Source organism: Mycobacterium sp. OAS707 (assembly GCF_014873705.1).
GTDB lineage: Bacteria > Actinomycetota > Actinomycetes > Mycobacteriales > Mycobacteriaceae > Mycobacterium.
Genome location: NZ_JADBDS010000003.1, coordinates 449,724 through 475,002 on the forward strand (window position 1 = coordinate 449,724; position 25,279 = coordinate 475,002).

Annotated in this window: 25 protein-coding genes; 14 read left to right on the plus strand and 11 right to left on the minus strand. The window is 64.6% G+C overall.

Annotated features, from left to right (window positions below):
• Nucleotides 1-51: 51 nt before the first annotated feature.
• The 5 genes from kstD (at nucleotide 52) to GGC64_RS20345 (ending at nucleotide 6,545) form a co-directional block, all read left to right on the plus strand.
• Nucleotides 52-1,734, plus strand: a complete 1,683-nt coding sequence (gene kstD, locus GGC64_RS20325; protein WP_192724341.1) for a 3-oxosteroid 1-dehydrogenase — start codon at nucleotides 52-54, stop codon at nucleotides 1,732-1,734.
• Nucleotides 1,734-2,594 (plus strand): MaoC family dehydratase, encoded by an 861-nt coding sequence (locus tag GGC64_RS20330; protein ID WP_192724342.1) that lies wholly within the window; start codon nucleotides 1,734-1,736, stop codon nucleotides 2,592-2,594. Before kstD ends, GGC64_RS20330 begins: the two co-directional genes overlap by 1 nt.
• Before the next feature lie 319 nt (nucleotides 2,595-2,913).
• The gene (locus GGC64_RS20335) at nucleotides 2,914-3,312 is read left to right on the plus strand and encodes a hypothetical protein (protein ID WP_192724343.1); all 399 of its coding nucleotides are present in this window, start codon (nucleotides 2,914-2,916) and stop codon (nucleotides 3,310-3,312) included.
• A gap of 266 nt (nucleotides 3,313-3,578) precedes the next feature.
• Entirely contained in the window at nucleotides 3,579-5,339 is a 1,761-nt protein-coding gene (locus GGC64_RS20340) for a DUF4012 domain-containing protein (protein ID WP_192724344.1), read from the plus strand.
• A 294-nt stretch (nucleotides 5,340-5,633) separates the two neighbouring features.
• Nucleotides 5,634-6,545 (plus strand): MPT63 family protein, encoded by a 912-nt coding sequence (locus GGC64_RS20345; RefSeq protein WP_192724345.1) that lies wholly within the window; start codon nucleotides 5,634-5,636, stop codon nucleotides 6,543-6,545.
• 782 nt (nucleotides 6,546-7,327) lie between these two features.
• Here GGC64_RS20345 and GGC64_RS20350 read toward each other — a convergent pair.
• The 7 genes from GGC64_RS20350 to GGC64_RS20380 are packed head-to-tail and all read right to left on the minus strand — an operon-like array spanning nucleotide 7,328 to nucleotide 14,118.
• Complete coding sequence (locus tag GGC64_RS20350; RefSeq protein WP_192724346.1) at nucleotides 7,328-8,098, minus strand: hypothetical protein; 771 nt, start codon at nucleotides 8,096-8,098, stop codon at nucleotides 7,328-7,330.
• Between the two features lie 54 nt (nucleotides 8,099-8,152).
• On the minus strand, nucleotides 8,153-9,319 hold the full coding sequence (locus tag GGC64_RS20355) for a lipid-transfer protein (RefSeq protein ID WP_192724347.1): 1,167 nt from the start codon (nucleotides 9,317-9,319) through the stop codon (nucleotides 8,153-8,155).
• On the minus strand, nucleotides 9,319-9,720 hold the full coding sequence (locus GGC64_RS20360) for a MaoC family dehydratase (protein WP_192724348.1): 402 nt from the start codon (nucleotides 9,718-9,720) through the stop codon (nucleotides 9,319-9,321). Before GGC64_RS20360 ends, GGC64_RS20355 begins: the two co-directional genes overlap by 1 nt.
• Complete coding sequence (locus tag GGC64_RS20365) at nucleotides 9,717-10,685, minus strand: bifunctional MaoC family dehydratase N-terminal/OB-fold nucleic acid binding domain-containing protein (protein WP_192724349.1); 969 nt, start codon at nucleotides 10,683-10,685, stop codon at nucleotides 9,717-9,719. The genes GGC64_RS20360 and GGC64_RS20365 overlap by 4 nt, the downstream gene beginning before the upstream one ends.
• On the minus strand, nucleotides 10,682-11,845 hold the full coding sequence (gene fadE29 / locus GGC64_RS20370; RefSeq protein ID WP_192724350.1) for an acyl-CoA dehydrogenase FadE29: 1,164 nt from the start codon (nucleotides 11,843-11,845) through the stop codon (nucleotides 10,682-10,684). The genes GGC64_RS20365 and fadE29 overlap by 4 nt, the downstream gene beginning before the upstream one ends.
• The gene (locus GGC64_RS20375; protein ID WP_192724351.1) at nucleotides 11,845-12,843 is read right to left on the minus strand and encodes an acyl-CoA dehydrogenase family protein; all 999 of its coding nucleotides are present in this window, start codon (nucleotides 12,841-12,843) and stop codon (nucleotides 11,845-11,847) included. Before GGC64_RS20375 ends, fadE29 begins: the two co-directional genes overlap by 1 nt.
• A 27-nt stretch (nucleotides 12,844-12,870) precedes the next feature.
• Nucleotides 12,871-14,118: a cytochrome P450 gene (locus tag GGC64_RS20380; protein WP_192724352.1), complete on the minus strand. Its 1,248-nt coding sequence runs from the start codon at nucleotides 14,116-14,118 to the stop codon at nucleotides 12,871-12,873.
• Nucleotides 14,119-14,238: 120 nt separating this feature from the next.
• Here GGC64_RS20380 and GGC64_RS20385 point away from each other — a divergent pair, with 120 nt between their 5' ends.
• Genes GGC64_RS20385 through GGC64_RS20400 form a run of 4 tightly spaced genes read left to right on the plus strand, consistent with a single transcriptional unit; the run spans nucleotide 14,239 to nucleotide 16,963 of the window.
• Nucleotides 14,239-15,402, plus strand: coding sequence for a steroid 3-ketoacyl-CoA thiolase (locus tag GGC64_RS20385; RefSeq protein ID WP_192724353.1), 1,164 nt, complete (start codon nucleotides 14,239-14,241; stop codon nucleotides 15,400-15,402).
• Entirely contained in the window at nucleotides 15,402-15,776 is a 375-nt protein-coding gene (locus GGC64_RS20390; protein WP_192724354.1) for a hypothetical protein, read from the plus strand. The genes GGC64_RS20385 and GGC64_RS20390 overlap by 1 nt, the downstream gene beginning before the upstream one ends.
• A gap of 9 nt (nucleotides 15,777-15,785) precedes the next feature.
• Nucleotides 15,786-16,238 carry a nitroreductase family deazaflavin-dependent oxidoreductase gene (locus GGC64_RS20395; RefSeq protein WP_192724355.1) on the plus strand — a complete coding sequence of 151 codons (453 nt, stop codon included), beginning with the start codon at nucleotides 15,786-15,788 and terminating at the stop codon, nucleotides 16,236-16,238.
• Nucleotides 16,239-16,291: 53 nt separating this feature from the next.
• Entirely contained in the window at nucleotides 16,292-16,963 is a 672-nt protein-coding gene (locus GGC64_RS20400; protein WP_225952260.1) for a hypothetical protein, read from the plus strand.
• A 152-nt stretch (nucleotides 16,964-17,115) separates the two neighbouring features.
• Here GGC64_RS20400 and GGC64_RS20405 read toward each other — a convergent pair whose 3' ends face one another.
• Both GGC64_RS20405 and GGC64_RS20410 read right to left on the minus strand, forming a co-directional pair.
• Complete coding sequence (locus GGC64_RS20405) at nucleotides 17,116-18,021, minus strand: SDR family oxidoreductase (RefSeq protein ID WP_192724357.1); 906 nt, start codon at nucleotides 18,019-18,021, stop codon at nucleotides 17,116-17,118.
• 13 nt (nucleotides 18,022-18,034) lie between these two features.
• Nucleotides 18,035-18,805: an SDR family oxidoreductase gene (locus GGC64_RS20410; RefSeq protein WP_192724358.1), complete on the minus strand. Its 771-nt coding sequence runs from the start codon at nucleotides 18,803-18,805 to the stop codon at nucleotides 18,035-18,037.
• A 54-nt stretch (nucleotides 18,806-18,859) separates the two neighbouring features.
• On the opposite strand from GGC64_RS20410, the gene echA20 reads away from it, so the two are divergent.
• Genes echA20 through GGC64_RS20435 form a run of 5 tightly spaced genes read left to right on the plus strand, consistent with a single transcriptional unit; the run spans nucleotide 18,860 to nucleotide 23,443 of the window.
• Entirely contained in the window at nucleotides 18,860-19,618 is a 759-nt protein-coding gene (echA20, locus tag GGC64_RS20415; RefSeq protein ID WP_192724359.1) for a (7aS)-7a-methyl-1,5-dioxo-2,3,5,6,7,7a-hexahydro-1H-indene-carboxyl-CoA hydrolase, read from the plus strand.
• Nucleotides 19,615-20,490 (plus strand): cholesterol ring-cleaving hydrolase subunit IpdA, encoded by an 876-nt coding sequence (gene ipdA, locus GGC64_RS20420; protein WP_192724360.1) that lies wholly within the window; start codon nucleotides 19,615-19,617, stop codon nucleotides 20,488-20,490. The genes echA20 and ipdA overlap by 4 nt, the downstream gene beginning before the upstream one ends.
• A complete protein-coding gene (ipdB, locus tag GGC64_RS20425) occupies nucleotides 20,490-21,233 on the plus strand; it encodes a cholesterol ring-cleaving hydrolase subunit IpdB (RefSeq protein WP_192724361.1) in 744 nt (247 codons plus the stop codon). The genes ipdA and ipdB overlap by 1 nt, the downstream gene beginning before the upstream one ends.
• The gene (gene ipdC, locus GGC64_RS20430; protein WP_192724362.1) at nucleotides 21,230-22,291 is read left to right on the plus strand and encodes a (3aS,4S,5R,7aS)-5-hydroxy-7a-methyl-1-oxo-octahydro-1H-indene-4-carboxyl-CoA dehydrogenase; all 1,062 of its coding nucleotides are present in this window, start codon (nucleotides 21,230-21,232) and stop codon (nucleotides 22,289-22,291) included. The genes ipdB and ipdC overlap by 4 nt, the downstream gene beginning before the upstream one ends.
• Nucleotides 22,292-22,327: 36 nt before the next feature.
• A complete protein-coding gene (locus tag GGC64_RS20435; protein ID WP_192724363.1) occupies nucleotides 22,328-23,443 on the plus strand; it encodes an NDMA-dependent alcohol dehydrogenase in 1,116 nt (371 codons plus the stop codon).
• An 86-nt stretch (nucleotides 23,444-23,529) separates the two neighbouring features.
• On the opposite strand, the gene fadA6 is transcribed toward GGC64_RS20435, so the two are convergent.
• Together fadA6 and kstR2 are read right to left on the minus strand one after the other, a co-directional pair.
• Nucleotides 23,530-24,678 (minus strand): steroid 3-ketoacyl-CoA thiolase FadA6, encoded by a 1,149-nt coding sequence (gene fadA6, locus GGC64_RS20440; protein ID WP_192724364.1) that lies wholly within the window; start codon nucleotides 24,676-24,678, stop codon nucleotides 23,530-23,532.
• A complete protein-coding gene (kstR2, locus tag GGC64_RS20445) occupies nucleotides 24,671-25,273 on the minus strand; it encodes a TetR family transcriptional regulator KstR2 (protein WP_370582212.1) in 603 nt (200 codons plus the stop codon). Before kstR2 ends, fadA6 begins: the two co-directional genes overlap by 8 nt.
• Between the last annotated feature and the right edge of the window lie 6 nt (nucleotides 25,274-25,279).

Below are 25,279 nucleotides of genomic sequence, written 5' to 3' on the forward strand. Positions count from 1 at the left end.
TTCCACCGGCGCAGTTGTGGGTCGGCCGGGCAATTCTATAACGTGTTCTACATGACGGGTCAGGAGTACGACGTCGTCGTGGTGGGCAGTGGCGCGGCCGGCATGGTCGCCGCCCTCACCGCGGCCCACCAGGGACTATCCACAGTAGTCGTCGAGAAGGCGCCACACTATGGCGGTTCCACTGCGCGGTCAGGCGGTGGCGTGTGGATTCCGAACAACGAGGTCCTCAAGCGCGCAGGCGTCACGGACACCCCCGAGGCAGCGCGTACATATCTGCACACGATCATCGGCGACGTGGTCGAACCGGAGCGTATCGACACCTACCTCGAGCGCGGTCCCGAGATGCTGTCCTTCGTTCTGAAGCACTCACCGCTGAAGATGTGCTGGGTGCCCGGCTACTCGGACTACTACCCGGAGACGCCCGGCGGTCGCCCCGCGGGCCGGTCGATCGAGCCGAAGCCGTTCAACGCGCGCAAGCTCGGAGCAGACGAGTCCGGCCTGGAACCACCTTACGGCAAGGTGCCGCTCAATGTCGTTGTGATGCAACAGGATTACGTCCGGCTCAACCAGCTGAAGCGTCATCCGCGTGGCGTGCTGCGCAGCCTCAAGGTCGGCGGGCGCACGATGTGGGCGAAGGCGACAGGTAAGAACCTCGTCGGCATGGGACGTGCTTTGATCGCCCCTCTTCGGATCGGCCTGCAAAAGGCCGGCGTCCCAGTGCGATTGAACACCGCGCTCACCGACCTCTACGTCGAGGACGGCGTCGTCCGGGGAATCTACGTCCGCGACGCAGGCGCTCCGGAATCGGCTGAGCCCGAACTTATCCGGGCCCGGCGCGGGGTGATCCTCGGTGCCGGCGGTTTTGAGCACAACGAGCAGATGCGGGTGAAGTACCAGCGCGCGCCGATCACCACCGAGTGGACTGTCGGCGCCAAAGCGAACACCGGCGACGGCATTCTGGCCGCCGAGAAACTGGGCGCCGCGCTGGATGTCATGGAAGACGCGTGGTGGGGTCCGACGGTGCCACTGGTGGGTGCGCCGTGGTTCGCATTGTCCGAACGTAACTCCCCTGGCTCGATCATCGTGAACATGTCGGGCAAGCGATTCATGAACGAGTCGATGCCCTACGTCGAGGCGTGCCACCACATGTACGGCGGACAGTATGGCCAGGGGCCAGGGCCCGGCGAAAACATCCCCGCTTGGCTGGTGTTCGACCAGCAGTACCGCGACCGCTACATCTTCGCCGGATTGCAACCGGGACAGCGCATTCCGAACAAGTGGCTGGAGTCCGGCGTCATCGTCAAGGCCGACACTCTCGAGGAGCTGGCGGCCAAGGCAGGCCTGCCCGGTGAGGATTTGAAGGTGACGGTCGAGCGGTTCAACGGGTTCGCCCGGTCGGGCACAGACGAGGATTTTCACCGCGGCGAGAGCGCCTACGACCGGTACTACGGTGACCCGACGAACAAGCCGAACCCCAACCTCGGCGAGATCACCCATGCGCCGTTCTACGCGGCCAAGATGGTGCCTGGCGACCTCGGTACCAAGGGCGGCATCCGCACCGATGTGTACGCCCGCGCGCTGCGCGACGACGGTTCGGTGATCGACGGGCTGTACGCGGCCGGCAACGTCAGCGCGCCGGTGATGGGCCACACGTACCCGGGACCGGGCGGGACGATCGGCCCTGCTATGACTTTCGGATATCTTGCAGCGCTACACCTGGCGGGGAAGAGCTAATGCCGATCAATCTGGACGTCGCACTGGGCGCGGAGCTCGAACCCGCTGAATTCTCTTGGACCAGTAGCGATATTCAGCTTTACCACCTCGGCCTCGGGGCTGGCAGCGACCCGATGGACAAGCGCGAGCTGCGCTACCTCACCGACGAGACCCCGCAGGTGCTGCCCACGTTCGGCAACGTCGCGCAGAGCTTCCATATGACGAAGCCACCGACAGTGCAGTTTCCCGGCATCGACATCGAATTGAGCAAGGTGCTGCACGCCAGCGAGGCGGTGTCGGCACCTGGCCCCATTCCGCCGGCGGGGACCGGTATCGCGGTGACACGCTTCACCGACATCTGGGACAAGGGCAAGGCCGCTGTCATCTGGTCGGAGACCACGGTGAAGGCTCCCGACGGCACGGTGCTGTGGACTCAGAAGCGCTCCATCTTCGCCCGCGGCGAAGGCGGCTTCGGCGGTGAGCGCGGCCCCTCGACTTCATCGCAACCGCCAGAGCGGGCGCCAGATTTCGAACTCTCCATCCCGGTGTCGCCGCAGCAGGCGCTGCTGTACCGGATGTGCGGAGACCGCAACCCGCTGCACTCGGATCCCGATTTCGCCGCGGCGGCCGGGTTCCCCCGCCCCATCCTGCACGGGCTCTGCACCTACGGCATGACATGCAAAGCCATGGTCGACCATCTACTCGACGGCGACACCGCACGGGTCGGCAGCTACGGCGCCCGGTTCGCGGGCGTCGTGTTCCCCGGTGAAACGCTGAAGGCCAGCATTTGGAAGGACGGCGATGGCTTCCAGGCCGTCGTCACCGCGCCTGAAAGGGACGATGCGGTGGCGTTGGCCGGCGTGGAGTTGATTCCGGCCTGAATGCGTCGCCCAAGCACCACCAGGGCGTTTAGTTGCAAGATCAAATTGCAGCAAACTTGCAACCGGCAGGACCATCAGCGCGTCGTACCTCGTCGGGCCGTCGCAGCGCTGTGACATGCATCACTTCCGGTTAAGTTCGCTGTCGCAATCGTCGAATCAGGCGTCGAAGTTCGCTGACGCTACCGTTGAATTAAATAGTCCGAATGGCCGACAACGGTTGCTGGCAAAGCCCTTATTTCATCGAATCTAGTGGTTGACAGGCTGCATGCGAGTCTGAGACGCTAGCAGAGACTTCCACGGAGGAAAGGCAGGGGGATCCATGAATACGATTGCTACAAGGCTCAAAGTCGGGACAGCGGCGATTGCGGTAGCGGCGGCGGCGACCTTAGTTCCGGTAGCGGCGCAAGCAGCACCCGAGATCTCGGCGCCCACAGCGCCGATCACGCAGGTGATCGACCGGGTGGCATCGAGTGTCGGTGTGGGTGCCGCGAGCATCCCCGAATTCAGCTTCTTCTTCTTCGGTCCGACGCCCGCGTCGCAGCCGCCAGGGGTCACCTTGTTCAGCCCCGCCTTCCCGCTTCTCGGGCCGGTCTCACGGATCCTTGATCCGCTGTGGGCCGTGCTCGGCCTGAACGGTAAGGAACTCTGCCTCGGCGGCGCCAGCATCCAGTTCGGCGCGTACGGCGGGTTCAGCATCCGTGTCGGCCTGGGCTGCTAGCCACCTCCGACTGTAAGTAAGCAGAATCGACCGCTCGACACTCGTCGGGCGGTCGATTTTGCATTGCTGACGTAACGCATTCGTCGAGCTGGCAACTTTGTTGATTCTCGAAGAATGTTGTCTGATTTGCGAATTGACGGCAATGTGCGGGGGATACTGTCCGAGTGGCAAACACGGGGGATAAAGATCAAGATTCGCCAGCGGAGGACGGCCCGCAGGAAGAGCGCGGCGTCGCTCCAGTAGAGCGGGGGTCTCGATGGCAGTCGATGCCTCGAGGCGTGCGGCGGGCGGTAGTACCTGGGCTGCTGTTGCTTCTAGCCGTGGCGTTTGCCGGCTGGCTCGGTTTCCAGGCGACACACGCGAAGTCATATCTCGAGCAGGCGCGCAGTGACGCCCAACAGGCCAGAGATGCGATCTCGAATGCGAACGTCGGTGAAGCAACGAAATGGGCTGACGCCGCGCAAGGGCATGCCCAGCAGGCACACGACGCGACCCATTCACTGCCGTGGAACATCGTCGCTGCGGTGCCGTGGCTCGGTAGCCCGTTCAAGAGCGGCCAGCAGATATCCGACGTCGTAGCCGATCTGGCTTCGCAGGTGCTGAAACCGTCGGTCGACGTCGCACAAGCCCTCTCACCGGATCACTTGCTCAGCGGGGAGGGCCGGGTCGATGTTCAGCTGCTCAGCAGCAACGCGCCGAAACTGGACGAGCTGTCGGCTGCTGCCACCAAACTGGACGCCCAAGCCAAAGCGATCACCGAACCCGCGTACCTGTCTGCCATCGGAGACGCGCGGTCCGCGCTTCAGACGCAGACGTCAGAACTCGCCGGACTGCTCGCGAACACCGCCCTGGCGGGGCGTCTCGCGGCGCCAATGATGGGTGCCGAGGGTCCCCGCGCGTACTTCATGGGGTTCCAGACGAACGCTGAGGCTCGTGGCACCGGCGGCCTGATGGGTGGATTCGGCATTTTGCGCTTCACCGACGGCACCGCAAGGGTGGATACGCTAGGACAGAACGCCGATCTGAACAAGGAGTTCTCGCCGCTCGATCTCGGTCCAGACTTCGCCAAGCAATACGGGTACAACAACCCCTCCACCGATTGGCGGAACAGCAACTGGAGTCCCCATTTTCCGTATGCCGCCCAGATCTGGAAATCCATGTGGCAGCAGCAATCCGGAGAGAGTGTGGACGGTGCCATCTCGATCGACCCCATCGCACTGAGCTACATCCTGGCCGCCGTCGGTCCAGTCAACATGGCGGACGGGGAAACGATCACCGCCGATAATGTGGTCGAGCTGACCGAATCGACGGCCTACATCCGGTTCGCTGATGACAACGCCGCGCGCAAGGCGTATCTGCAGGACGTCGCCGCCGCGGTCGTGCGGAAGATGACGGGGCACCTGGACTCGCCGCGCCAACTTCTCGATGCGCTCGGTAAGGCAGTCGGCGAAGGCCGGATCGCGGTGTGGAGTAGCTCGCCGGAACAACAAAAGCTACTCGAGAAGACCCAGCTGGCGCATATCGTGCCAGACGATGCAGCGCCGTATGCCTCGGTGATCATCAACAACATCGGCGGAAACAAGCTGGATTACTACCTGTCGCGAGAGATCGAATACAACGGCAGCGCTTGCGATTCCGACACGCGGAAGACCGCAGTCACCGTGCGACTGATCAACCATGTTCCCGACACGCCGTTACCCGAGTACGTCGCCGGATACGGTGGTTTCACCGGCAGGCAGGTTGATTTGCCGCCGGGAACCAACCCGACGTCCGTCACGCTTCTCGCTACCAAGGGGGCGAAGCTGACGGGGGCCTTCGTCAACGGCCTGAAGGTGCCGTCGGTATTCGGTGGCATGGAGCGCGGTCATCCCACCTTCGAGGTACAGGTGGGTCTGCAGCGCGAACAGCCCGTCGTGATCAGGTGGGAACTCAGCGAGCCGACGGCGCCCGGTGAAGTTCGCGTACCGATACAACCGTTGCGGGACGAAGTCGCTCCGAAGGTATCGGTTCCCGAGTGCACCAAGTGAACCTGGCCGCGCCAGGTCGCTCGGTCCTTGCTGCCGGGGGCTAGGCAATCGCGAACCTACCGACGGTAGGGGCTGAAGACTTCAGCAACTTTGCGTAGGACTCCTGTTGAGCAAAATGTGGCGACGTTGCTTCGCCGTGTGCTGACTTCGCGATATCCGCCGACCGTCGAATTGCGTTGCGTCAGAGGGTGAGCCGTGCGCGGTCCACAACCCCGACACAACCTGATAACTTCCTTTGCAAACAAGTGCACGAGCCCGTTACGGGCCGGTCGGACGACTCAGGAGCACACCACAGTGAAGATCACCACGCCTGCCACCGTATTGACCGCGGCAGCGACCGCCGCCGCGAGCGCCCTCGGCATCGTCGCAGCGCCGATCTCAGCGGCCGAGGACGTGACGACGACCTCTATCGGCACTCAAGGCAAGCTCGTCGACGGCAATGTCGTGCAGGGCTGGACCATCACCGATCTGCGACCGAGTTCAGATGTGATCCCTTATCCCGTCGCCGGCACGCTGTGGGAGGCGACCGCCACCGACGAAGCCATCCAGGGTGCGGCGACGCCGATCGTGTCGAATCTGAACGCCCGCGCCCGCAGCGGCCAGACGTACCGGGTTCTGTTCGGCGTCGCGACCCCGCAGGGCGTCAACCCGGCCACCCTCGGTCAAGGTGAAAAGACTACGGGCAAAGTGTATTTCGATGTGACCGGTGATTCACCCGACGCCGTCGTTTACAGCGCCGGCGGGCAAGACCTGCTGGCGTGGGTACAAGCGCCGCCTGCGCCGCGCCAGACCGGCACCCAATGGTCGCCACCTGCTCGTAGCCAGACCTCGCCTGCCCCGGCCGCTACACCGGCGACTCCCGCACCGGCCGCCGCCCCGGGGAGCACGCCCACCCCGACCGCTGCGCCCGGAACTCCGCTGCCCGCATCGGCGGAAGCCAGTCCAGGAGCACCTCTTCCGGCGGGGAGCCAGGGCACGCCGCTTCCTGCCGGCGCGCAGGGCACACCGCTACCAGCCGGCTCTCAAGGCACGCCGCTGCCCGCCGGCAGCCAGAGCGCTCCCGCCGCGGCCACGCCTGAGGGTGCTCCGGTTCCGGCAAGCACAGCGACCACGCCGCTGCCCGCCGGCAGCCAAGGCACTCCGGCTACCCCTCCGGCGGCGCCGGCAACGCCGGTGACCACGGTCCCCCCGGCACCCGCCGCCTGAGCGACGGCCGCTTCTGGCTAACCCGCCGCCTTGTGCAGCGCCACGTCGGCCGATCGTGGCCGCGGCGCCGGGCACGTCTGCAAGTGCGTGTAGATGTAGTCGTGCAGTTTTGGTGCCTCGGCCACGAACCGAACATCTAGGTCCCCCGAGTCGCTGACCGACGGAATGTCGACCAACGTTATCGGGACCGACAAACTGACCCCGCACCCCGCGGGGCACTCGACAGTCAAAATGCCCGGCGGCTTGACAACATTGATGGCCTCCGACTGAACCAGCGGAATGCCCGGTTCACAGCCATGGCGCGATGCGTGAACGAACGCGTCCACTTTCGCCGCCGACAACATCAGACGTGATCTGCCAACCCATCCGCACGAGCACATCGCCTGAGCCCGATGCCTAGGTTGCGTAGCTACGACGACGCCTTTGCCGCCCCCCGAATCCCCCATTACGTCAATTCACCGTCCCACAACTGAATCCCCCCAGTGCCTACTGGCACTGCAATCGCCCAGCGGCCATTGCGGTCGCTCCCTCCGCCCGCGGGCCTGGTGTCCGCTTGTGGCGTGTATCACACCACCCTATAGTTTGCCAGAAACGAGGTCAAGCGACGCGAAACCGTGTCGGCGGTGACTCGATCCGGCTGACCTCCAGCAGGGCAATAACCGCCAATTACCTGGTATTTCGGCTATGCCGTCGTGATTGACGGCTACGTTACTCAAGCTGGAGCTACCCACTGCGGCCAACATGGATTGATTGCTAGTGCAATTGCCTGCCGCGCTGAGCAGTCAGGAGTGGGAAGACCACCAGGCGTACAACTCGTCGAACGTTGGGGCCCGGGGACCCGCATGGACCGAGCTCATCACGAGTCGGGCGTCATCGGTCCACGCGATCGTCGGACGATCGCCTTCCAGACCACAAAACAGGGTCCCGCTGGTTTTGTCCGGGGTCGCGTTGCGTCGCCACGGCCCGGGTGACTGGATATTGCCGGGGCAGTTGACTCTGGTCGACGCTCGGATGACGTCGTTGAAGGTGGCCTCGAGTGAGGCCCTGTCCTTGACCAGGCTGTAGGTCGCGGTAGCCGGACCGCCGAAGTCGGAGTTGGTATCGCATTTCACCTGTGCGAGCACACTTTTGGGCGTGGTGGCCGGTGTGCATGAGCCTGCCGGGTAGCCGGTCGGAAGTAGCCGCATCAGCGCCTGCGTTTGCGCGTCTCGCTCGTCTGAGGGGGGCGCGCTGGGTGTCTGCTGATTCGCGGTCGACGACTCTGCATTGTCAGACGAGGGACGCACGAGCCAGTAGATCAAACCGCCCACGACGGCGATGACCACCACCGCGACGATGCTGAAGAAGACAATCGGCTTGCGATTGTCTTGCACTTGCCGTGGGTTCACCGTCAACGGTGCGTCGAAGCGGGCCGCCCAGGTATCAGGTGTGGGCCTCCAGTCGTCGTCGGCCTGCGCCGACTTCGACACCTGCAGTGGGCCGGTGTCCGCGTCGTCCGGGTCGGGTTCGTCGGGCGACGAGCCTTCTGTCGGGTGCACTTGCACAACCCCCATGAATCGCTTCGGCGAGTCCAGCGGTACTGAGGGTAGTAGACCGGCGGCGCCGGATCAGCCCAGAATCAGCCCCGAGGTCGGGACGCCGGTGCCCGCGGTGACCAACACGTGTTCGACGTCGTCGACCTGATTGACGGATGTACCGCGAAGCTGGCGAACCCCTTCGGCGATGCCGTTCATCCCGTGGATGTACGCCTCACCCAACTGGCCGCCGTGGGTGTTGATCGGCAGCCTGCCGCCGATCTCGATCGCGCCGTCGGCGATGTAGTCCTTGGCCTCACCTTGACCGCAGAATCCCAACTCCTCCAACTGAATCAGCGTGAACGGAGTGAAGTGGTCATAGAGAATCGCGGTCTGGATATCGGTCGGCTTGAGGCCCGACTGCTGCCACAGCTGCCGGCCGACGAGACCCATTTCCGGCAGCCCTAGCTCCGGGCGGTAGTAGCTGACCATCGAGTACTGGTCGGGGCTCGCTCCCTGCGACGCGGCCTCGATGATCACCGGCCGGTGTTTGAGATCCTTCGCCCGCTCAGGTGATGTGACGACGATGGCGACGGCACCGTCGGTCTCCTGGCAGCAGTCGAGTAGGCGCAGCGGCTCGGCGATCCACCGCGAATTCTGGTGTTCCTCAATGGTGATCGGCTTCTCGTAGAAGTAGGCCTTCGGGTTGTTCGCCGCGTGTTTGCGGTCGGCAACCGAAACCGCGCCGAAGTCCCTGCTGGTCGCGCCGGACAGGTGCATGTAGCGCTGGGCGATCATCGCCACCTGCGCCGCCGGGGTGGACAGGCCGTGGGGATACGAGAACGAGTTGTCGACGCCAGTGGAGTCGGCGTTCTCCACCAACCGCATCTGCACCTGACCGAACCGCGTTCCCGAGCGTTCGTTGAAAGCACGGTATGCGACAACGCAATCCGCGACGCCGGTGGCCACCGCGATCGCGGCCTGCTGAATCGTCGCGCAGGCTGCGCCGCCACCGTGGTGGATCTTGGAGAAGAACTTCAGCTCCCCGATAGCTGTCGCGCGCGAGACGGCGACCTCGGTATTGGAGTCCATCGTGAACGTCACCATGCCGTCGACGTCAGACGGTGTCAGCCCGGCGTCGTCTAATGCGTCGAGCACCGCCTCGGCCGCCAGCCGAAGCTCACTGCGGCCGGAGTTCTTCGAGAAGTCGGTGGCGCCGATACCGACGATCGCCGCCCTCCCGGACAGCTGGCCCGGCATCAGGCAGCTCCAATCGTCAGTGTCGAGGTCGCGATCACGTGGTCGCCGAGACTGTTGCTGCCAACGACTTTCAGGGTTATCAGGTCACCGTCGATCGCGGTGACTTCGCCCCTGAAGGTCACGGTGTCGTAGGCGTACCACGGCACACCGAGTCGCAGCGATATCGACTTGATGACCGCACTCGGCCCAGCCCAGTCGGTGACGTAACGCTGCACCAGCCCGGTGTCGGTCAGGATGTTGACGAAGATGTCCTTCGACCCCTTGGCCTGTGCCTTGTCGCGGTCGTGGTGCACGTCCTGGTAATCGCGGGTCGCGATCGCCGTCGACACGATGAACGTCGGGTCGCCGTAGAGGGACAGCTCGGGTAGCTTCGTGCCGACTTCGATTGTTGGTGAACTCATGCGTCGGGCTCCCATGCATACAGCGTCCACGCGGGCCCCGCATCTCCCTCTGGGAAGTCGATATACGTTGCGCGAACGGGCAATCCGATCTTCACCTTCGCAGGGTCTATGTTGCGGAGCTCGCCGAGCATGCGCACTCCTTCTTCGAGTTCGACGAGCGCGATGACGAAGGGCAGCGTGCGACCGGGCACCTTCGGGGCGTGGTGCACGACGTAACTGAACACCGTGCCCTTGCCGCTGGCCACCTGATATTCGATGGGAGCCGACTTGTCCTGCCAGATCGCAGGTACCGGTGGGTGTTGCAGGCTGCCGTCGGCCCTCTTTTGGATGCGCAACTCGTGGGCGTTGACGCCGTCCCAGAAGAACTTCGTGTCGCGCGATGACGCCGGTCGCATCATCGAGGCGGCATCGAGGTCATCGGGGACAGTTGCGGCCTTGTCGGCCGAGTCGTTTTCGGCGGGTCTGAATTTCATGATGCGCCACATCATTTCGGCGACGTCCTCGTCGCCGACCTGCCAGGTGATCTTCTGCGTGATGAAGAAGCCTTCACCAAGTGCGGTCCGCTTCGGGCCCACCACGTCGGTCAGCTCCGCCAAAACGCTGACTTCCTCACCCGGCCGCAGATAGCGGTGGTAGGTCTGTTCGCAATTGGTTGCGACCACGCCGACGTACCCTGCGTTGTCGAACAGATCCATGATCTTGCTCAGGGGGTCATCGGCGGCACGACCGCCGCCGAGGCCACCCATCGTCCACACCTGGATCATCGCCGGTGGCGCGACGATGCCGGGATGGCCTGCGGCCCTGGCCGCATCGTCGTCGACGTAGATGGGGTTCTTGTCGCCCATCGCATCGAGCCAGTGGTCAACCATCGGCTGGTTGACCGGATGGCGCCCGACGCGCGGCTTGCTCTTGCCCTCCGCCTTGACCTTCTCGGCGGCTGCCTGAATGTCTTCGACCGCACTCATCTCGGAACCCTCGGTACCTTCAGACCCGACGCCGCAATCATCTCGCGCATCACCTCGTTCACTCCGCCGCCGAATGTGATCACCAGATTCCGCTTGGTCTGGCTGTCGAGCCACTTCAGAAGTTCGGCGGTATCCGGTTCTGCCGGGTTGCCGTACTTTCCGACAATCTCCTCGGCCAGCCGGCCCGCGTACTGGATGCGTTCGGTGCCAAACACTTTGGTCGCTGCCGCATCGGCGATGTCGATGGTTTCGCCCGATGCAGCGACCTGCCAGTTGAGCAGTTCGTTGATCCGCCACATGGCCTTGAGTTCACCCAGCGAGCGTTTGACGTCGTCGTGGTCGAGCGGGATGTCGCCGTTGCCGCCCGGCTTGGATGCCCACGCATGGATTCGGTCGTAGAGCGCGGCGAACCGGCCGGCGGGGCCCAGCATCACGCGTTCGTTGTTGAGCTGGGTGGTGATCAGCCGCCAGCCGCCGTTCTCCTCACCGACGAGCATGTCGGCGGGCACCCGCACGTCGCTGTAGTACGTGGCATTGGTGTGGTGCGCGCCGTCGGACAGGATCATCGGCGTCCACGAGTAGCCGGGATCCTTCGTGTCCACGATGAGAATCGAAATCCCCTTGTGCTTGACCGCTTCCGGATCTGTGCGGCACGCAAGCCAGATGTAGTCGGCGTCATGCCCACCGGTGGTGAAGACCTTCTGCCCGTTGACGATGTACTCGTCGCCCTGCCGAACCGCGGTGGTGCGCAACGACGCAAGGTCGGTGCCCGCCTCAGGCTCGGTATAGCCGATCGCGAAGTGCACATCACCGGAGAGGATGGCCGGCAGGAACTTCTTCTTCTGCGCCTCGGTGCCGAACACCTGCAGCGTCGGGCCCACGGTTTGCAGGGTGACGGCCGGCAGGGGCACATCGGCGCGGTGGGCTTCGTTGACGAAAATCGACTGCTCGATCGGGCCATACCCGAGGCCGCCGAACTCCTTGGGCCAGCCGACACCGAGTTTGCCGTCGGAACCCATGCGCTTGATCACGGCACGATAGGCCTTGCCGTGCCGGTCGGCCTCCATCTCCTTGTATTCCTCTGAGGAGATGAGGTTCGAAAAGTATTGCCGCAGTTCGGCTTGCAGCTGCCGCTGCTCAGGCGTCAGTTCGATGAACATTACGCTCCCACCAGATCGAGACGATGCGACGGGCCGCCAACCAACCTGGTCAAGTCCTTGATGGTGGAGTAGTAGCGGTCCATCGGGTAGTCGATGTCCATGCCCATGCCGCCGTGCAGGTGATGACAGATCTGCATCACCGGCGGCGCCTGGGAGGCCAGCCAGTAGCCGAGGACGTCCAGATCGTCGTCGGCGTCGCGCCCTTCCGAGAGCCGCCAGACGACTGACGTCGCCGCCAACGTCAATGTGCGCGAAGCGATGTACACCTCGGCCAGCTGAGCGGCGACAGTCTGGAATGTGGACAGCGGTTTGCCGAACTGATGACGGTTGGCCACATAGTCGGCGGTCAGCCGCAACGCACCCGCCACCACACCGGAGGCGAACGCACCAATTGCCGCCAGCGCCAACTGGTTTACGCGATGCACGGTCGCACCCTCGAGCACACCGTCGGCCTCGGCATCAGCGAACGTCACGGTGTACTCGTCGCCGTGGTTGGAGGTCGGCGACTTCGCCAGCGCAACGCCGTCGGCCTTCGGTGAGATCACCACCAACGCGTTGTCGGCGGTCACCAGAATCCAATCCGCTTGCTCCGCATAGCCGACCGCGACTTTAGTGCCGTTGAGTCTGCCGTTCGAAAACGTCGTCGCAGGCCGATCCGGCAGCGGTGCACCCGGCTCATTCAGCGCCGCCGTGACGACACCACCCTTGGCGACGCCTGCGAGGTATCGATCCTGCTGCTCGTGCGAAGCCAGGTCGATCAACGGCACCAGACCGAGGCCGAGGGTCGCCAGCGCCGGGCCTGTCGTGCCGTGCCTGCCGATCTCGGTCAGGGCCGTAGCGACCTCCGACAGACCGAGGCCGTCTCCGCCGAGTCGCTCCGGCACGGCCAGCGCCGTCACGGCTCCTGCGACCAGAGCATCCCAGCTGTTGTCGCGTTCGAGCACCGACGTCACCACGTCGGCGACAGCCTGCTGCTCCGGGTTCGGTGTGAAATCCACCCGACTCCTCCTTGAGTTGCGTGGTTTCTAGTGAGAGACCGGGCACTTACCGGTGTAATCCACCTGCCAGTGCTTGATGCCGTTCAGCCAACCTGATTTCAGCCGCTCGGGCTCGCCGATCGGTTTGAGGTCGGGCATGTGATCTGCAATCGCATTGAAGATCAGGTTGATGGTCATCTTGGCGAGATTAGCGCCGATGCAGTAGTGCGCACCCGTGCCGCCGAAGCCGACGTGCGGATTGGGATTACGCAGCACGTTGAACTTGTGCGGCTCCTCGAACACGTCTTCGTCGAAGTTGGCCGAGCGGTAGGACATCACCACTCGTTGCCCCTTCTTGATCTGCACACCACCCAATTCGGTGTCCTCGAGCGCGGTGCGCTGGAACGCCGAAACCGGGGTGGCCCACCGGACGATCTCGTCGGCCGCTGTCTCCGGGCGCTCCTTCTTGTAGAGCTCCCACTGATCCGGGTTTTGCGAGAAGCCGATCATGCCGTGGGTGATGGAGTTGCGGGTCGTCTCGTTGCCTGCCACGGCCAGCATGACCACGAAGAAACCGAACTCGTCGTCGGAAAGCTTCTCGCCCTCGATGTCGGCCTCGATCAGTTGCGTGACGATGTCCTCGGTCGGATTCTTCGCGCGCTCCGCGGCCATCTGCATCGCGTACTGAATGAGCTCGATCGACGACATCGCCGGGTCGATGTGCGCGTACTCCGGGTCCTCGCCGGCTGTCATCTCATTCGACCAGCGGAACAGCTTGTCGCGGTCGTCCTGCGGCACGCCGAGCAGCCCGGCGATGGCCTGCAGCGGCAGCTCGCACGACACCTGCTCGACGAAGTCGCCGGATTCTTGCGAGGCGGCGGTCTCGGCGATCTTCTGAGCGCGGATCCGCAGCTCATCCTCTAGCCGCCCCACAGCGCGGGGGGTGAAGCCACGGGAAATGATCTTGCGCAGTCGGGTGTGCTGCGGTGCATCCATGTTGAGCAGCACGCTGCGCTGCAAGTCGATGGCGTCGCGCGTCATCTCCTGGGGCCAGACGGGGATGGCGCCATCGGGCGAGCTACCGAAGATCTCGTTGCGTTTCGAGACCTCCTTGACGTCGGCGTGCTTGGTAACCAGCCAGTACCCTTTGTCTCCGAACCCACCAGTGCCACCGGGAACATCGACCCAGTGGACCGGCTCGGACTTGCGCAGCTCGGCGAGTTCGGCGACGGGCAGACCCGCTCGATTGAGCTCGGCGTCGAGGAAATCGAAGTCGGCTGAGATGGGGCAGGGCATATAAAGCTCTCCTCAATTGCAACGTGTTCTAGTGCCAGTAAAACATGGCTTCTGCGCAGATAAAAGGCAGGTCACCATCCTCGCTTGTCAGAGTAATGAAACGTGTTCTAGCCTGACGGAATGGGTAACCCTGTCATCGTTGAAGCCACCCGCAGCCCCATCGGCAAGCGGAACGGATGGCTGTCAGGCCTGCACGCCACCGAGTTGCTGGGCGCCACGCAGAGGGCACTGGTCGAGAAGGCCGGCATCGATGCCGGCGACGTGGAGCAGGTCATCGGCGGCTGCGTCACGCAGTTCGGTGAGCAGTCCAACAACATCACCCGGGTCAGCTGGCTGGTCGCCGGGCTGCCGGAGCACGTGGGTGCGATGACGGTGGACTGCCAGTGCGGCAGCGGCCAGCAGGCCAACGGCTTGGTCGCCGGGCTGATCGCTGCGGGCGCCATCGACATCGGCATCGCCTGCGGCATCGAGGCGATGAGCCGCGTCGGCCTCGGCGCCAACGCGGGTCCGGACCGTGGCATCCTGCGGCCGGCTTCGTGGGACATCGACCTGCCCGACCAGTTCACCGCCGCCGAGCGGATCGCCAAGCGCCGCGGCATCACCCGCGAGGACATCGACCAGTTCGGTTTCGACTCGCAGCGCAAGGCCAAGGAGGCTTGGGCCGAGGGCCGGTTCGACCGCGAGATCAGCGGCATCGAGGCCCCGGTGCTCGACGAGAACAAGCAGCCGACCTCGGAGCGCCACGTCGTCACGCGCGATCAGGGCCTGCGGGACACCACGCTGGAGGGCTTGGCATCGTTGAAGCCGGTCATCGAGGACGGCATCCATACGGCGGGAACGTCGTCGCAGATCTCCGACGGTGCCGCTGCGGTGCTGTGGATGGACGAGGACAAGGCCAAGGCGCTCGGCCTGCGGCCGCGGGCCCGGATCATCAGCCAGGCGCTGGTCGGAGCGGAGCCCTACTACCACCTCGACGGTCCGGTGCAGTCGACGGCGAAGGTGCTGGAGAAGGCCGGGATGAAGATGGGTGACATCGACATCACGGAGATCAACGAGGCGTTCGCGTCCGTCGTGCTGTCGTGGGCGCGCGTCCACAACCCCGACATGGACAAGGTGAACGTCAACGGCGGCGCGATCGCGCTCGGTCACCCCGTCGGCAGCACCGGCAGCAGGCTGATCACCACCGCGCTGCACGAACTGGAGCGCACCGACAAGACCACGGCGCTGATCACGATGTGCGCCGGCGGCGCCCTGTCCACCGGAACGATCATCGAGCGAATCTGATGCCGGCTTCCGACGACGAACGGATCGCCGCGGCGCAGGCGTACATCGACGCGCTGGTCAGTCACGACGCCGACAAGGTTCCGTTCGCGCCCGGATGCACCCGCATCGAGTTCGGCGTCAAGACCGGATTCTCGGGAGATCACTTGCGCCGCAGCCTGAACGGCGGACCGCAGTATCGAATCATTCGAGACACGTCGGTGCCCGAGTTCACGATCGAGGGCGACGTCGTGCGCGCGAAATTCGATCTGGTGACCAAGCCATCAATCGCCGGCCGACGGGTCGGCGCACACATCGACGAAACCTTCCTCATACCTGCCTCCGACGGCGCAATCCATCACATCACGGCGGTCGTTCGGCCCTTCCTGACGTCCTAGGATCGAGCCATGCCAAAGTCGCCGCCACGTAACCTGAACTCACCGTTCGCCGACTCGTTCATCAAGTGGATGTCACGCGGTAACACGTGGATCTACAAGGTGACCGGCGGCAGGCTCGGCGGCACCGTTCAGAAGGCACCCGTCGCACTGCTGACAACGATCGGCCGAAAGACGGGTCAGCCCCGGGTAGCGCCGCTGCTGTATATCCGCGACGGGGACAAGGTCATCGTGCCGGCGTCAAGGGGCGGCAGCGACAAACACCCGATGTGGTACCTCAATCTGAAGGCCAACCCGAAGGTGCAGGTTCAGATCAAGAAGGATACGTTTCACCTGACCGCCCGCGACGCCAACGAGCAAGAGCGCGAACGCTATTGGCAGCAACTGGCCCAGGTCTATCCGACGATTGAGGACTACAAGTCCTGGACCGACCGAGTGATTCCGCTCGTGGTTTGCGAACCGTGACAACAGGTTACGACCTTCACTTCTACTTCGATCCGGTCTGCCCGTTTGCCTGGATGACCAGCAAGTGGGTGCGCATCGTTGCCGCCCAGCGCGACTACACGGTGGATTGGCGCTTCATCTCATTGCGGATACTCAATGCACACATCGACTATGCGGCGCACTTCCCTCCTGAGTACGAGGAGGGACACACCGCCGGATTGCGGCTGTTGCGGGTCGCCGCACGCTTGCGTGCAGAGCAGGGACGCGACGCGGTCGGGCCCCTCTACGAGGCGATGGGCACCAGGATCTTCGACACGTCACGCGAGGTCGATCCGTTGTCGGCATCAGGTCAAGGTTCGCGCCAAATGCTGGAGCCGTTGCTGCAAGAGCTTGGATTGGCCGTTGATTTCCTTGAAGCGCTTGAGGATACGTCGCTGGACGAGGAGATCCGGACGGAGACGGACGAGGCGCTGGCACTGACGGGGCGCGATGTCGGCACCCCGATCCTGCACTTCCAACCTCCCGGCGGCAAGGCGTTCTTCGGACCGGTGATCAGCAGGCTGCCGTCGCCCGACGACGCCGCTGAGCTGTGGGACCACGTCATCGCGCTGGCGAGCTTCCCCGGGTTCGCCGAGATGAAGCGCAGCCTGCGTGAGCGGCCGCAGCTGGCGAGCTTCGGCGTCGATACCGATTCGGTTGGCAAACAAGAGGATTGGCACGGCGGCAGCCGTCGGCTCAAGAAGTAGGTCGACGTCGCAGAGCTGCTGCTGAAATACTTCGCGCGCGCTCACATCTGGGTCTACCAGCGGACCAATGGGCCCTAGTATCGGTCCGCGTCGAAACCGCAGTTGTCGGGCGAGAGTGCGAGAAGCCAACGCGAGAACTGCAATCTCGAGGCCTAGGCGCCGTAGACCGGAACCGGCGGACGAGCCTTGGCCAGCAGATCCTTGACCACCGGGCCGAGTTCGGCGGGGTCCCACCGGGCGCCCTTGTCGATCTGTGGTCCGTGTGCCCAACCCTCGGCGACCCGGACAATGCCCCCCTCGACCTCGAACATCCTGCCAGTGACGTCCCTCGACTCGACGCTGCCCAGCCAAACCACAAGCGGTGAAATGTTTTCCGGCGCCATCGCATCGAAGTCGTTGTCCTGCGTCGACATCATCTCGGCGAACACCGTCTCGGTCATGCGGGTGCGCGCCGACGGCGCGATCGCATTGACGGTGACGCCGTAGCGCCCCATCTCGGCGGCTGCCACCAGCGTCATCGCCGCGATGCCAGCCTTCGCCACGCTGTAATTCGCTTGTCCCACACTGCCTTGCAGGCCCGCGCCGGAACTGGTGTTGATGATGCGTGCATCGACGGCGTTGCCCGCCTTCGACTGTGCACGCCAGTAGGCCGCCGCATGGCGCATGGTCGCGAAGTGGCCCTTGAGATGTACGGCGATGACCGCGTCGAATTCTTCCTCACTGGTGTTCGCGAACATTCTGTCGCGAACGATCCCCGCGTTGTTGACCAGAACGTCCAGGCCACCGAAGCTGTCGACCGCCGTCTGGATCAGGCCTTCGGCTTGCGCCCAGTCGGCGACGTTCGCCCCACTGGTGACGGCTTCGCCTCCGGCGGCGGTGATCTCGTCGACGACACCCTGTGCAGCGCTGCCGCCGCCAGCGGGTGAACCGTCCAAGCCAACGCCGATGTCGTTGACCACAACGCGTGCGCCCTCCGCGGCGAACGCCAGCGCGTGCGCGCGCCCGATGCCGCCACCGGCACCTGTCACGATGACCACCCGGCCGTCGAGCAAACCCATATCCGATGTCTCCTTAACTGATTGCGTTCGTTGTGGCCAGGTAGTGCGGCGGCTCACCGCCGCCGTGTACTTCGAGGCTCGCTCCACTGATGTAAGACGCGGCGTCCGACGCGAGAAACGCTGCGGCCCAACCGACATCGGTAGGCTTGGCCAGCCTGCCGAGCGGCACATTCTTCGAGATGGCCGCGATGGACTCTTCGTCGCCGTAGAACAATTCGGATTGTTCTGTCTCGACCATGCCGACGACCACGGAGTTGACCCTGACCTTCGGTGCCCACTCGACAGCCAGTGTGCTGGTGAGGCTTTCGACACCGGCCTTGGCGGCACCGTACGGCGCCGTCCCTGGCGTCGGCCGACGCCCGCTGACGCTGGCGACGTTCACGATCGACCCGCCACGCTCCTGCGTCTGCATCACCGCGTTCGCGTGCTGTGACACCGAGAGCGGACCCAGCAGGTTGAGCTCGATGATCTTTCGGCTGAACTTCGCACTGGCGTCCGCCGTGAGCACGTACGGCGAGCCGCCCGCGTTGTTGATGACGACGTCGAGTCGCCCGTAGCGCTCGGCGATGGCGCCGATCATTGCGGCGACGGCATCGTCGTCGCGCACGTCGCAGGAGTGGAACTCATACGGCAGCCCCTCGACCGCGCGGCGTGCGCAGGTCACCACCGTGGCGCCCTGATGGGCGAAAACGGCGCTGATGCCGGCGCCGACGCCGCGGACCCCACCGGTCACCAGGACCACCCTGTCCTTGAGCCCGAGGTTGATGTCAGCGGCGTCGGTCACTGTGCTAGCGTACCAAGCAAGTGCTTGCTTAGGTACCGACCCCCAGGAAGTGCAATGCCAATCACCTCCACGACCACTGAGCCGGGCATCGTCTCGGTCACCGTCGACTACCCGCCGGTCAACGCGATCCCGTCGCAAGGCTGGTTCGAACTCGGCGATGTCATCACCAAGGCGGGGGCGGACCCCACGACCCACGTCGTGATCCTCCGCGCCGAGGGCCGTGGCTTCAACGCCGGCGTCGACATCAAGGAAATGCAGAACACCGAGGGCTTCACCGCGCTCATCGACGCCAACCGCGGATGCTATGCGGCGTTCCGCGCGGTCTATGAATGCGCGGTTCCGGTGGTCGCCGCCGTCAACGGCTTCTGCGTCGGCGGCGGCATCGGCCTTGTCGGCAACGCCGACGTGATCGTCGCCTCCGACGACGCGAAGTTCGGCTTGCCCGAGGTGGAACGGGGCGCTTTGGGCGCGGCCACCCACCTGTCGCGCCTGGTACCCCAGCACATGATGCGCAGGCTGTTCTTCACCGCAGCCACCGTCGACGCAGCGACGCTGCATCACTTCGGATCGGTGCACGAAGTGGTGCCTCGCGCGGAGTTGGACGAGGCCGCCCTGCGGGTCGCACGCGACATCGCGGCCAAGGACACCCGGGTGATCCGCGCCGCCAAGGAAGCGCTGAACCTGATCGATGTGCAGAAGGTCAACTCCAGTTACCGCATGGAGCAAGGCTTTACGTTCGAATTGAATCTGGCCGGCGTGGCGGACGAACACCGCGACGCCTTCGCAGGGACGGCGAAGGGCAAGAAGGCGTGAGCGACAAGCGGACCACATTGGACGAGGCCGTCGCCTCGGTCGAAAGCGGTATGACGATCGGCATCGGCGGCTGGGGTTCACGTCGCAAGCCGATGGCGTTCGTACGCGCGCTGCTGCGTACTTCAGTGAAGGACTTGACCGTTGTCACGTACGGCGGACCCGACCTCGGGCTGCTGTGCTCGGCCGGCAAGGTGAAGCGCGTCTACTACGGTTTTGTGTCGCTGGATTCACCGCCGTTCTACGACCCGTGGTTCTCCAAGGCCCGTACCAGCGGTGCGATCGAGTCGCGTGAGATGGACGAGGGCATGTTGCGGTGCGGGCTGCAGGCCGCCGCGCAGCGGTTGCCGTTCCTGCCCATCCGCGCCGGCCTCGGCAGCGATGTGCGCGCCTTCTGGGGTGACGAACTGAAGACGGTGAAGTCGCCGTACCCCACCGATGGCGGTTTCGAGGAGCTCGTCGCGATGCCTGCGCTGCGGCTCGACGCCGCATTCGTGCACATGAATCTCGGTGACGCGCAAGGCAACGCCGCCTACACCGGCATCGACCCGTACTTCGACGACCTGTACCTGATGGCCGCCGACCGGCGCTACCTGTCGGTGGAAAAGGTGGTGCCCACCGAGGAATTGGTCAAAGGCGTACCGCCGCAGGCACTGTTGATCAACCGGATGATGGTGGATTCCGTGGTCGAGGCGCCCAACGGAGCCCACTTCACCACCGCCGAACCGGATTATCGGCGTGACGAGAAGTTCCAGCGCCACTACGCCGAGGCGGCTGGGTCCGACGAGACGTGGCAGGAATTCGTGGCGACATATCTGTCTGGCAGCGAGGCCGATTACCAGGCGGCCGTACGGAAGTTTGGAGAGACGAAGTGATGTCGACGACCCGAGCCGAGGTCTGTGCCGTCGCATGCGCCGAACTGTTCCGCGATGCCGGTGAGATCATGGTCAGCCCGATGGCGAACATGGTGTCGATCGGCGCCCGGTTGGCGCGGCTGACGTTCTCCCCCGACATCCTGCTCACCGACGGTGAGGCCCGACTGCTCGCCGACACGCCCGCGATTGGTGTGGTCGGAGCGATCGAAGGCTGGATGCCGTTCGGCCGCGTATTCGAGACGCTGGCCTGGGGTCGTCGCCATGTTGTCATGGGCGCCAACCAGATTGACCGTTACGGCAACCAGAATCTGTCAGCGTTCGGCCCGCTGCAGCACCCGACCCGGCAGATGTTCGGGGTGCGTGGCGCCCCGGGCAACACGATCAACCACGCGACCAGCTATTGGGTCGGCAACCATTCCAAGCGGGTGTTCGGCGATTCCGTCGACGTGGTCTCCGGCATCGGCTGGGACAAGGTGGACCCGGATAATCCGGCGTACCGCTTCGTCAACGTCTACCGGGTCGTGACCAACCTCGGCGTGTTCGACTTCAACGGGCCGGATCACCAGATGCGAGCGGTGTCACTGCATCCGGGTGTGGAAGCCGATCAGGTCGCCGAGAACACCTCGTTCGAGGTACACGACCTGGACAAGGCCGAGGCGACAAGACTCCCCACCGCTGATGAGCTGAAGCTGATCCGCGACGTGATCGATCCGAAGTCGGTGCGGGACAAGGAAGTACGATGAGCAAGCTGCGCACGCCACTGACCGAGCTGATCGGCATCGAGCATCCAGTGGTGCAGACCGGGATGGGCTGGGTGGCGGGTGCGCGGTTGGTGTCGGCGACGTCCAATGCAGGCGGCCTCGGCATCCTGGCCTCGGCGACGATGACCCTCGAGGAACTGCAGACGGCGGTCACGAAGGTCAAGGCCACGACGGACAAACCGTTCGGCATCAACATCCGCGCCGACGCGGGCGATGCGGGTGATCGCATAGATCTGCTGATCCGCGAGGGCGTGAAGGTCGCGTCTTTCGCGCTGGCGCCCAAGCCTGACCTGATCGCGAAGCTCAAAGAGGCTGGCGTGGTGGTGATTCCGTCTGTCGGCCTGGCCAAGCATGCGAAGAAGGTCGCAGGCTGGGGTGCCGACGCGGTCATCGTCCAGGGCGGCGAGGGCGGTGGGCACACCGGTCCGATCGCGACCACGCTGCTACTTCCGTCGGTGCTCGACGCCGTCGACATTCCCGTCGTCGCGGCGGGCGGGTTCTTCGACGGCCGCGGGTTGGCGGCGGCGCTGTCCTACGGCGCCGCGGGCGTTGCGATGGGCACGCGCTTCCTGTTGACCTCCGACTCCACCGTGCCCGACGCCGTCAAGCAGCGGTATCTCGAGGCAGGCCTGGACGGCACCGTGGTGTCGACGCGCGTCGATGGCATGCCGCACCGGGTGCTTCGCACCGGACTGGTCGAGAAGCTCGAGAGTGGCTCGCGGGTAAGGGGTTTCACGGCTGCGGTGCGCAACGCGCAGAAGTTCAAGAAGATGTCGGGCATGACGTGGCGGTCGATGATCAGCGATGGTCTGGAGATGCGCCACGGCAAGGAACTGAGCTGGGCGCAGGTGGTCATGGCGGCCAACACCCCGATGCTACTGAAGGCCGGCCTTGTCGAAGGCAATACGACCGCGGGTGTGCTGGCATCGGGTCAGGTCGCAGGCATTCTCGACGACCTGCCGTCGTGTGCCGAACTGATCGACACGATCGTGAGTGACGCCGTCAAGCATCTGCAGGCGGCCGCCGCGTTCGTCGAGTAGCCCGTATCGGGCCTGGGTCTTTCCTACACTCGGCCCATGAAGACGAACGCGGCTGTGCTGTGGGGGCTCAACGAGAAGTGGAGCGTCGAAGAGGTCGAGCTTGATGGGCCGAAAGAGGGCGAAGTCCTGATCTCATTCGAGGCGACCGGCCTGTGCCATTCAGATCACCACGTGGTCACCGGCGACTTCGCCGGCGTCCCTCTGCCGATCATCGGTGGACACGAGGGTGCAGGAATTGTGCAGGAAGTCGGCCCTGGCGTGCGCGACCTCAAGGTGGGCGATCACGTGGTGACGTCATTCCTGCCGGCATGCGGGCGCTGTCGCTGGTGCGCCAGCGGGCACCAGAACCTGTGCGACCTCGGCGCACTGATCATGGTCGGGGTGCAGGCCGACGGCACATTCCGGCGCAAGGTGCGGGGACAGGACGTCGGAGTTTTATCGGGCGTCGGGAGCTTCTCGCAGTACGGCACGCTCTCGGAGGCGTCCGTCGTGAAGATCGACGACGACCTGCCGTTGGCCAGAGCCTGCTTGTTGGGGTGCGGCGTGATGACCGGCTGGGGGTCTGCCGTGAACAGTGCTGGGGTCAGTCCCGGCGACACCGTCGTGGTGATTGGTTGCGGCGGAATCGGCAGCGGCGCCATCCAGGGCGCTCGACTCGCGGGTGCCGAGCACATCGTGGTGGTCGACATCGTTGATACCAAGCGGGACAAGGCCTTTCAGTTCGGCGCAACACACTTCGTCACCTCTGTGGTCGAGGCGACCGAACTGGTGACCGACCTGACGCGCGGCGTGATGGCGGACTCAGCGCTGCTCACCATGGGGGTGTTGGAGGGCGCGATGCTCAACGACGCGTTCAACATCATCCGCAAGGGCGGTGCCGTCGTGATGACGGCGATCGCCTCAATGGCCGACGTCACGCCGACGTTGCCGATGACGTTCGTGACGCTGTTCCAGAAGCGACTGCTCGGCAGCCTCTACGGCGAGGCCAACCCACGCGCCGATATCCCGCGGCTGCTCAACCTCTACCGGGACGGCAAGCTACTGCTGGACGAGACGGTGACGGCCGAGTACAAACTCGCCGACATCAACGACGGATATGACGACATGCTCGCCGGCCGCAACATCCGTGGCGTGGTCCTCCACGACCACTGAGCGGGTGCTCGACTCCGCGCGAGCGACCGCATTTGTACACAAAAGTGCGGCGTGTCGTGCACAGACACGGTCGCTCGGCGTAGTGACTACAGCCGCTCGATGATGGTGACGTTGGCGGTGCCGCCGCCCTCGCACATCGTCTGCAAGCCGTAGCGACCGCCGGTGCGCTCCAACGTATTCAGCATGGTGGCGAACAGCTTGGCGCCGGTGGCACCCAGCGGGTGGCCGAGCGCGATGGCGCCGCCACTGGGGTTGACCTTCGCGTGGTCGACCTTGAGCTCCTTCATCCACGCCATGACGACCGGCGCGAACGCCTCGTTGATCTCCACTGTGTCGATGTCGTCCATCGTCAGGCCCGTCTTCTCCAGCGCGTAGCGCGTCGCGGGAATCGGCCCCGTCAGCATGAACACGGGGTCCGCGCCACGGGCACTGATGTGGTGGATGCGGGCGCGTGGCTTCAACCCGTGGTCCTTGACGGCCTGCTCGGATGCGAGCAACACCGCGCTGGCGCCGTCGGAAATCTGGCTGGCCATCGCGGCGGTCAGGCGGCCGCCGTCGACCAACGTCTTCAGCCCCGCCATCTTCTCCAGTGAGGTGTCGCGCGGCCCCTCGTCGGTGACAAAACCGTCGACCGGGATGATCTCGTTCTCGAAGTAGCCGGACCGGATCGCCTCCTGCGCGCGCTGGTGGCTGGCAAGCGAGAACTCCTCCATCTCCTCGCGAGAGATCTCCCACTTCTCGGCGATCAGCTCCGCGCCACGGAACTGCGAGATCTCCTGATCCCCGTAGCGGTGCAGCCAGCTCTTGGATTCGTTTGTGGGAGAAGTGAATCCGAACTGCTCGCCGACGCTCATCGCGGAGCTGATCGGGATCTGGCTCATGTTCTGCATACCGCCGGCGACGATCAAGTCGGCAGTGCCCGACATGATGGCCTGCGCGCCGAAGGACACCGCCTGCTGGCTGGAACCGCACTGCCGGTCCACGGTGACGCCAGGCACCTCCTCCGGGTATCCGGCCGCCAGCCAGGACAGCCGGGCGATGTTGCCCGCCTGCCCCCCGATCGCGTCGACGCAGCCGGCGATCACGTCGTCGACCGCAGCGGGATCGACGTCCACCCGGTCGAAGAGTCCGCGCCACCCGGCCGCGCCTAGGTCGACGGGATGCACACCGGCGAGCGAGCCATTGCGCTTGCCGACCGCGGTGCGCACAGCTTCGATGACGTACGCCTCAGCCATTTGGAGCTCCTTCTTTGGTAATGCCGCCAAGCACGATGCTCAGATACTGCTGGCCGACTTGTTCGGCCGTCAGTGGTCCGCCGGGTTGATACCAGCGGACCGAAACCCACGTCGTGTCGCGGATGAACCGATAGACCAGGTCGACGTCGATGTCGGGCCGGAAGCGGCCCTCGGCGACACCCTGCTTGAGCACATCCACCCACATCCTGCGCTGTTCGCGGTTGCGGCTCTCGACGAACTCGAACTGCGGAAGCGAGGACAGTCGTTTGGCCTCGTCCTGGTAGATGACGACCTGCGCATGCCGGTGTTCGATCGCCTCGAACGAGGTCATGAAGAGGCCCTTCACGCGCTCCAGCGGATCGGTTTCGCGTGCGACGATCTCGGCGTACCGGTCGAACAGCCAGTCCAGGAAGTCCCGCAGGACCTCCTCGACCATCTGCTCCTTGGACTTGAAGTGGTGATACAGGCTGCCGGAAAGGATGCCCGCCGAGTCGGCGATGTCGCGCACGGTGGTCGCGCGCAACCCCCGCTCGGCGAACATCGTCGCCGCGAGGTCTAAGAGCTCGTCGCGGCGGCTCGGAAGCGCCTTATCCACTCCGAT

Bases quoted from the DNA above. Each gene is read 5' to 3' on its own strand.
- kstD (WP_192724341.1), top strand. From the start codon at position 52: ATGACGGGTCAGGAGTACGACGTCGTCGTGGTGGGCAGTGGCGCGGCC.
- GGC64_RS20330 (WP_192724342.1), top strand. From the start codon at position 1,734: ATGCCGATCAATCTGGACGTCGCACTGGGCGCGGAGCTCGAACCCGCT.
- GGC64_RS20335 (WP_192724343.1), top strand. From the start codon at position 2,914: ATGAATACGATTGCTACAAGGCTCAAAGTCGGGACAGCGGCGATTGCG.
- GGC64_RS20340 (WP_192724344.1), top strand. From the start codon at position 3,579: ATGCCTCGAGGCGTGCGGCGGGCGGTAGTACCTGGGCTGCTGTTGCTT.
- GGC64_RS20350 (WP_192724346.1), bottom strand. From the start codon at position 8,098: ATGGGGGTTGTGCAAGTGCACCCGACAGAAGGCTCGTCGCCCGACGAA.
- GGC64_RS20355 (WP_192724347.1), bottom strand. From the start codon at position 9,319: ATGCCGGGCCAGCTGTCCGGGAGGGCGGCGATCGTCGGTATCGGCGCC.
- GGC64_RS20360 (WP_192724348.1), bottom strand. From the start codon at position 9,720: ATGAGTTCACCAACAATCGAAGTCGGCACGAAGCTACCCGAGCTGTCC.
- GGC64_RS20365 (WP_192724349.1), bottom strand. From the start codon at position 10,685: ATGAGTGCGGTCGAAGACATTCAGGCAGCCGCCGAGAAGGTCAAGGCG.
- fadE29 (WP_192724350.1), bottom strand. From the start codon at position 11,845: ATGTTCATCGAACTGACGCCTGAGCAGCGGCAGCTGCAAGCCGAACTG.
- GGC64_RS20380 (WP_192724352.1), bottom strand. From the start codon at position 14,118: ATGCCCTGCCCCATCTCAGCCGACTTCGATTTCCTCGACGCCGAGCTC.
- GGC64_RS20385 (WP_192724353.1), top strand. From the start codon at position 14,239: ATGGGTAACCCTGTCATCGTTGAAGCCACCCGCAGCCCCATCGGCAAG.
- GGC64_RS20390 (WP_192724354.1), top strand. From the start codon at position 15,402: ATGCCGGCTTCCGACGACGAACGGATCGCCGCGGCGCAGGCGTACATC.
- GGC64_RS20395 (WP_192724355.1), top strand. From the start codon at position 15,786: ATGCCAAAGTCGCCGCCACGTAACCTGAACTCACCGTTCGCCGACTCG.
- GGC64_RS20400 (WP_225952260.1), top strand. From the start codon at position 16,292: ATGACCAGCAAGTGGGTGCGCATCGTTGCCGCCCAGCGCGACTACACG.
- GGC64_RS20405 (WP_192724357.1), bottom strand. From the start codon at position 18,021: ATGGGTTTGCTCGACGGCCGGGTGGTCATCGTGACAGGTGCCGGTGGC.
- echA20 (WP_192724359.1), top strand. From the start codon at position 18,860: ATGCCAATCACCTCCACGACCACTGAGCCGGGCATCGTCTCGGTCACC.
- ipdB (WP_192724361.1), top strand. From the start codon at position 20,490: ATGTCGACGACCCGAGCCGAGGTCTGTGCCGTCGCATGCGCCGAACTG.
- ipdC (WP_192724362.1), top strand. From the start codon at position 21,230: ATGAGCAAGCTGCGCACGCCACTGACCGAGCTGATCGGCATCGAGCAT.
- GGC64_RS20435 (WP_192724363.1), top strand. From the start codon at position 22,328: ATGAAGACGAACGCGGCTGTGCTGTGGGGGCTCAACGAGAAGTGGAGC.
- fadA6 (WP_192724364.1), bottom strand. From the start codon at position 24,678: ATGGCTGAGGCGTACGTCATCGAAGCTGTGCGCACCGCGGTCGGCAAG.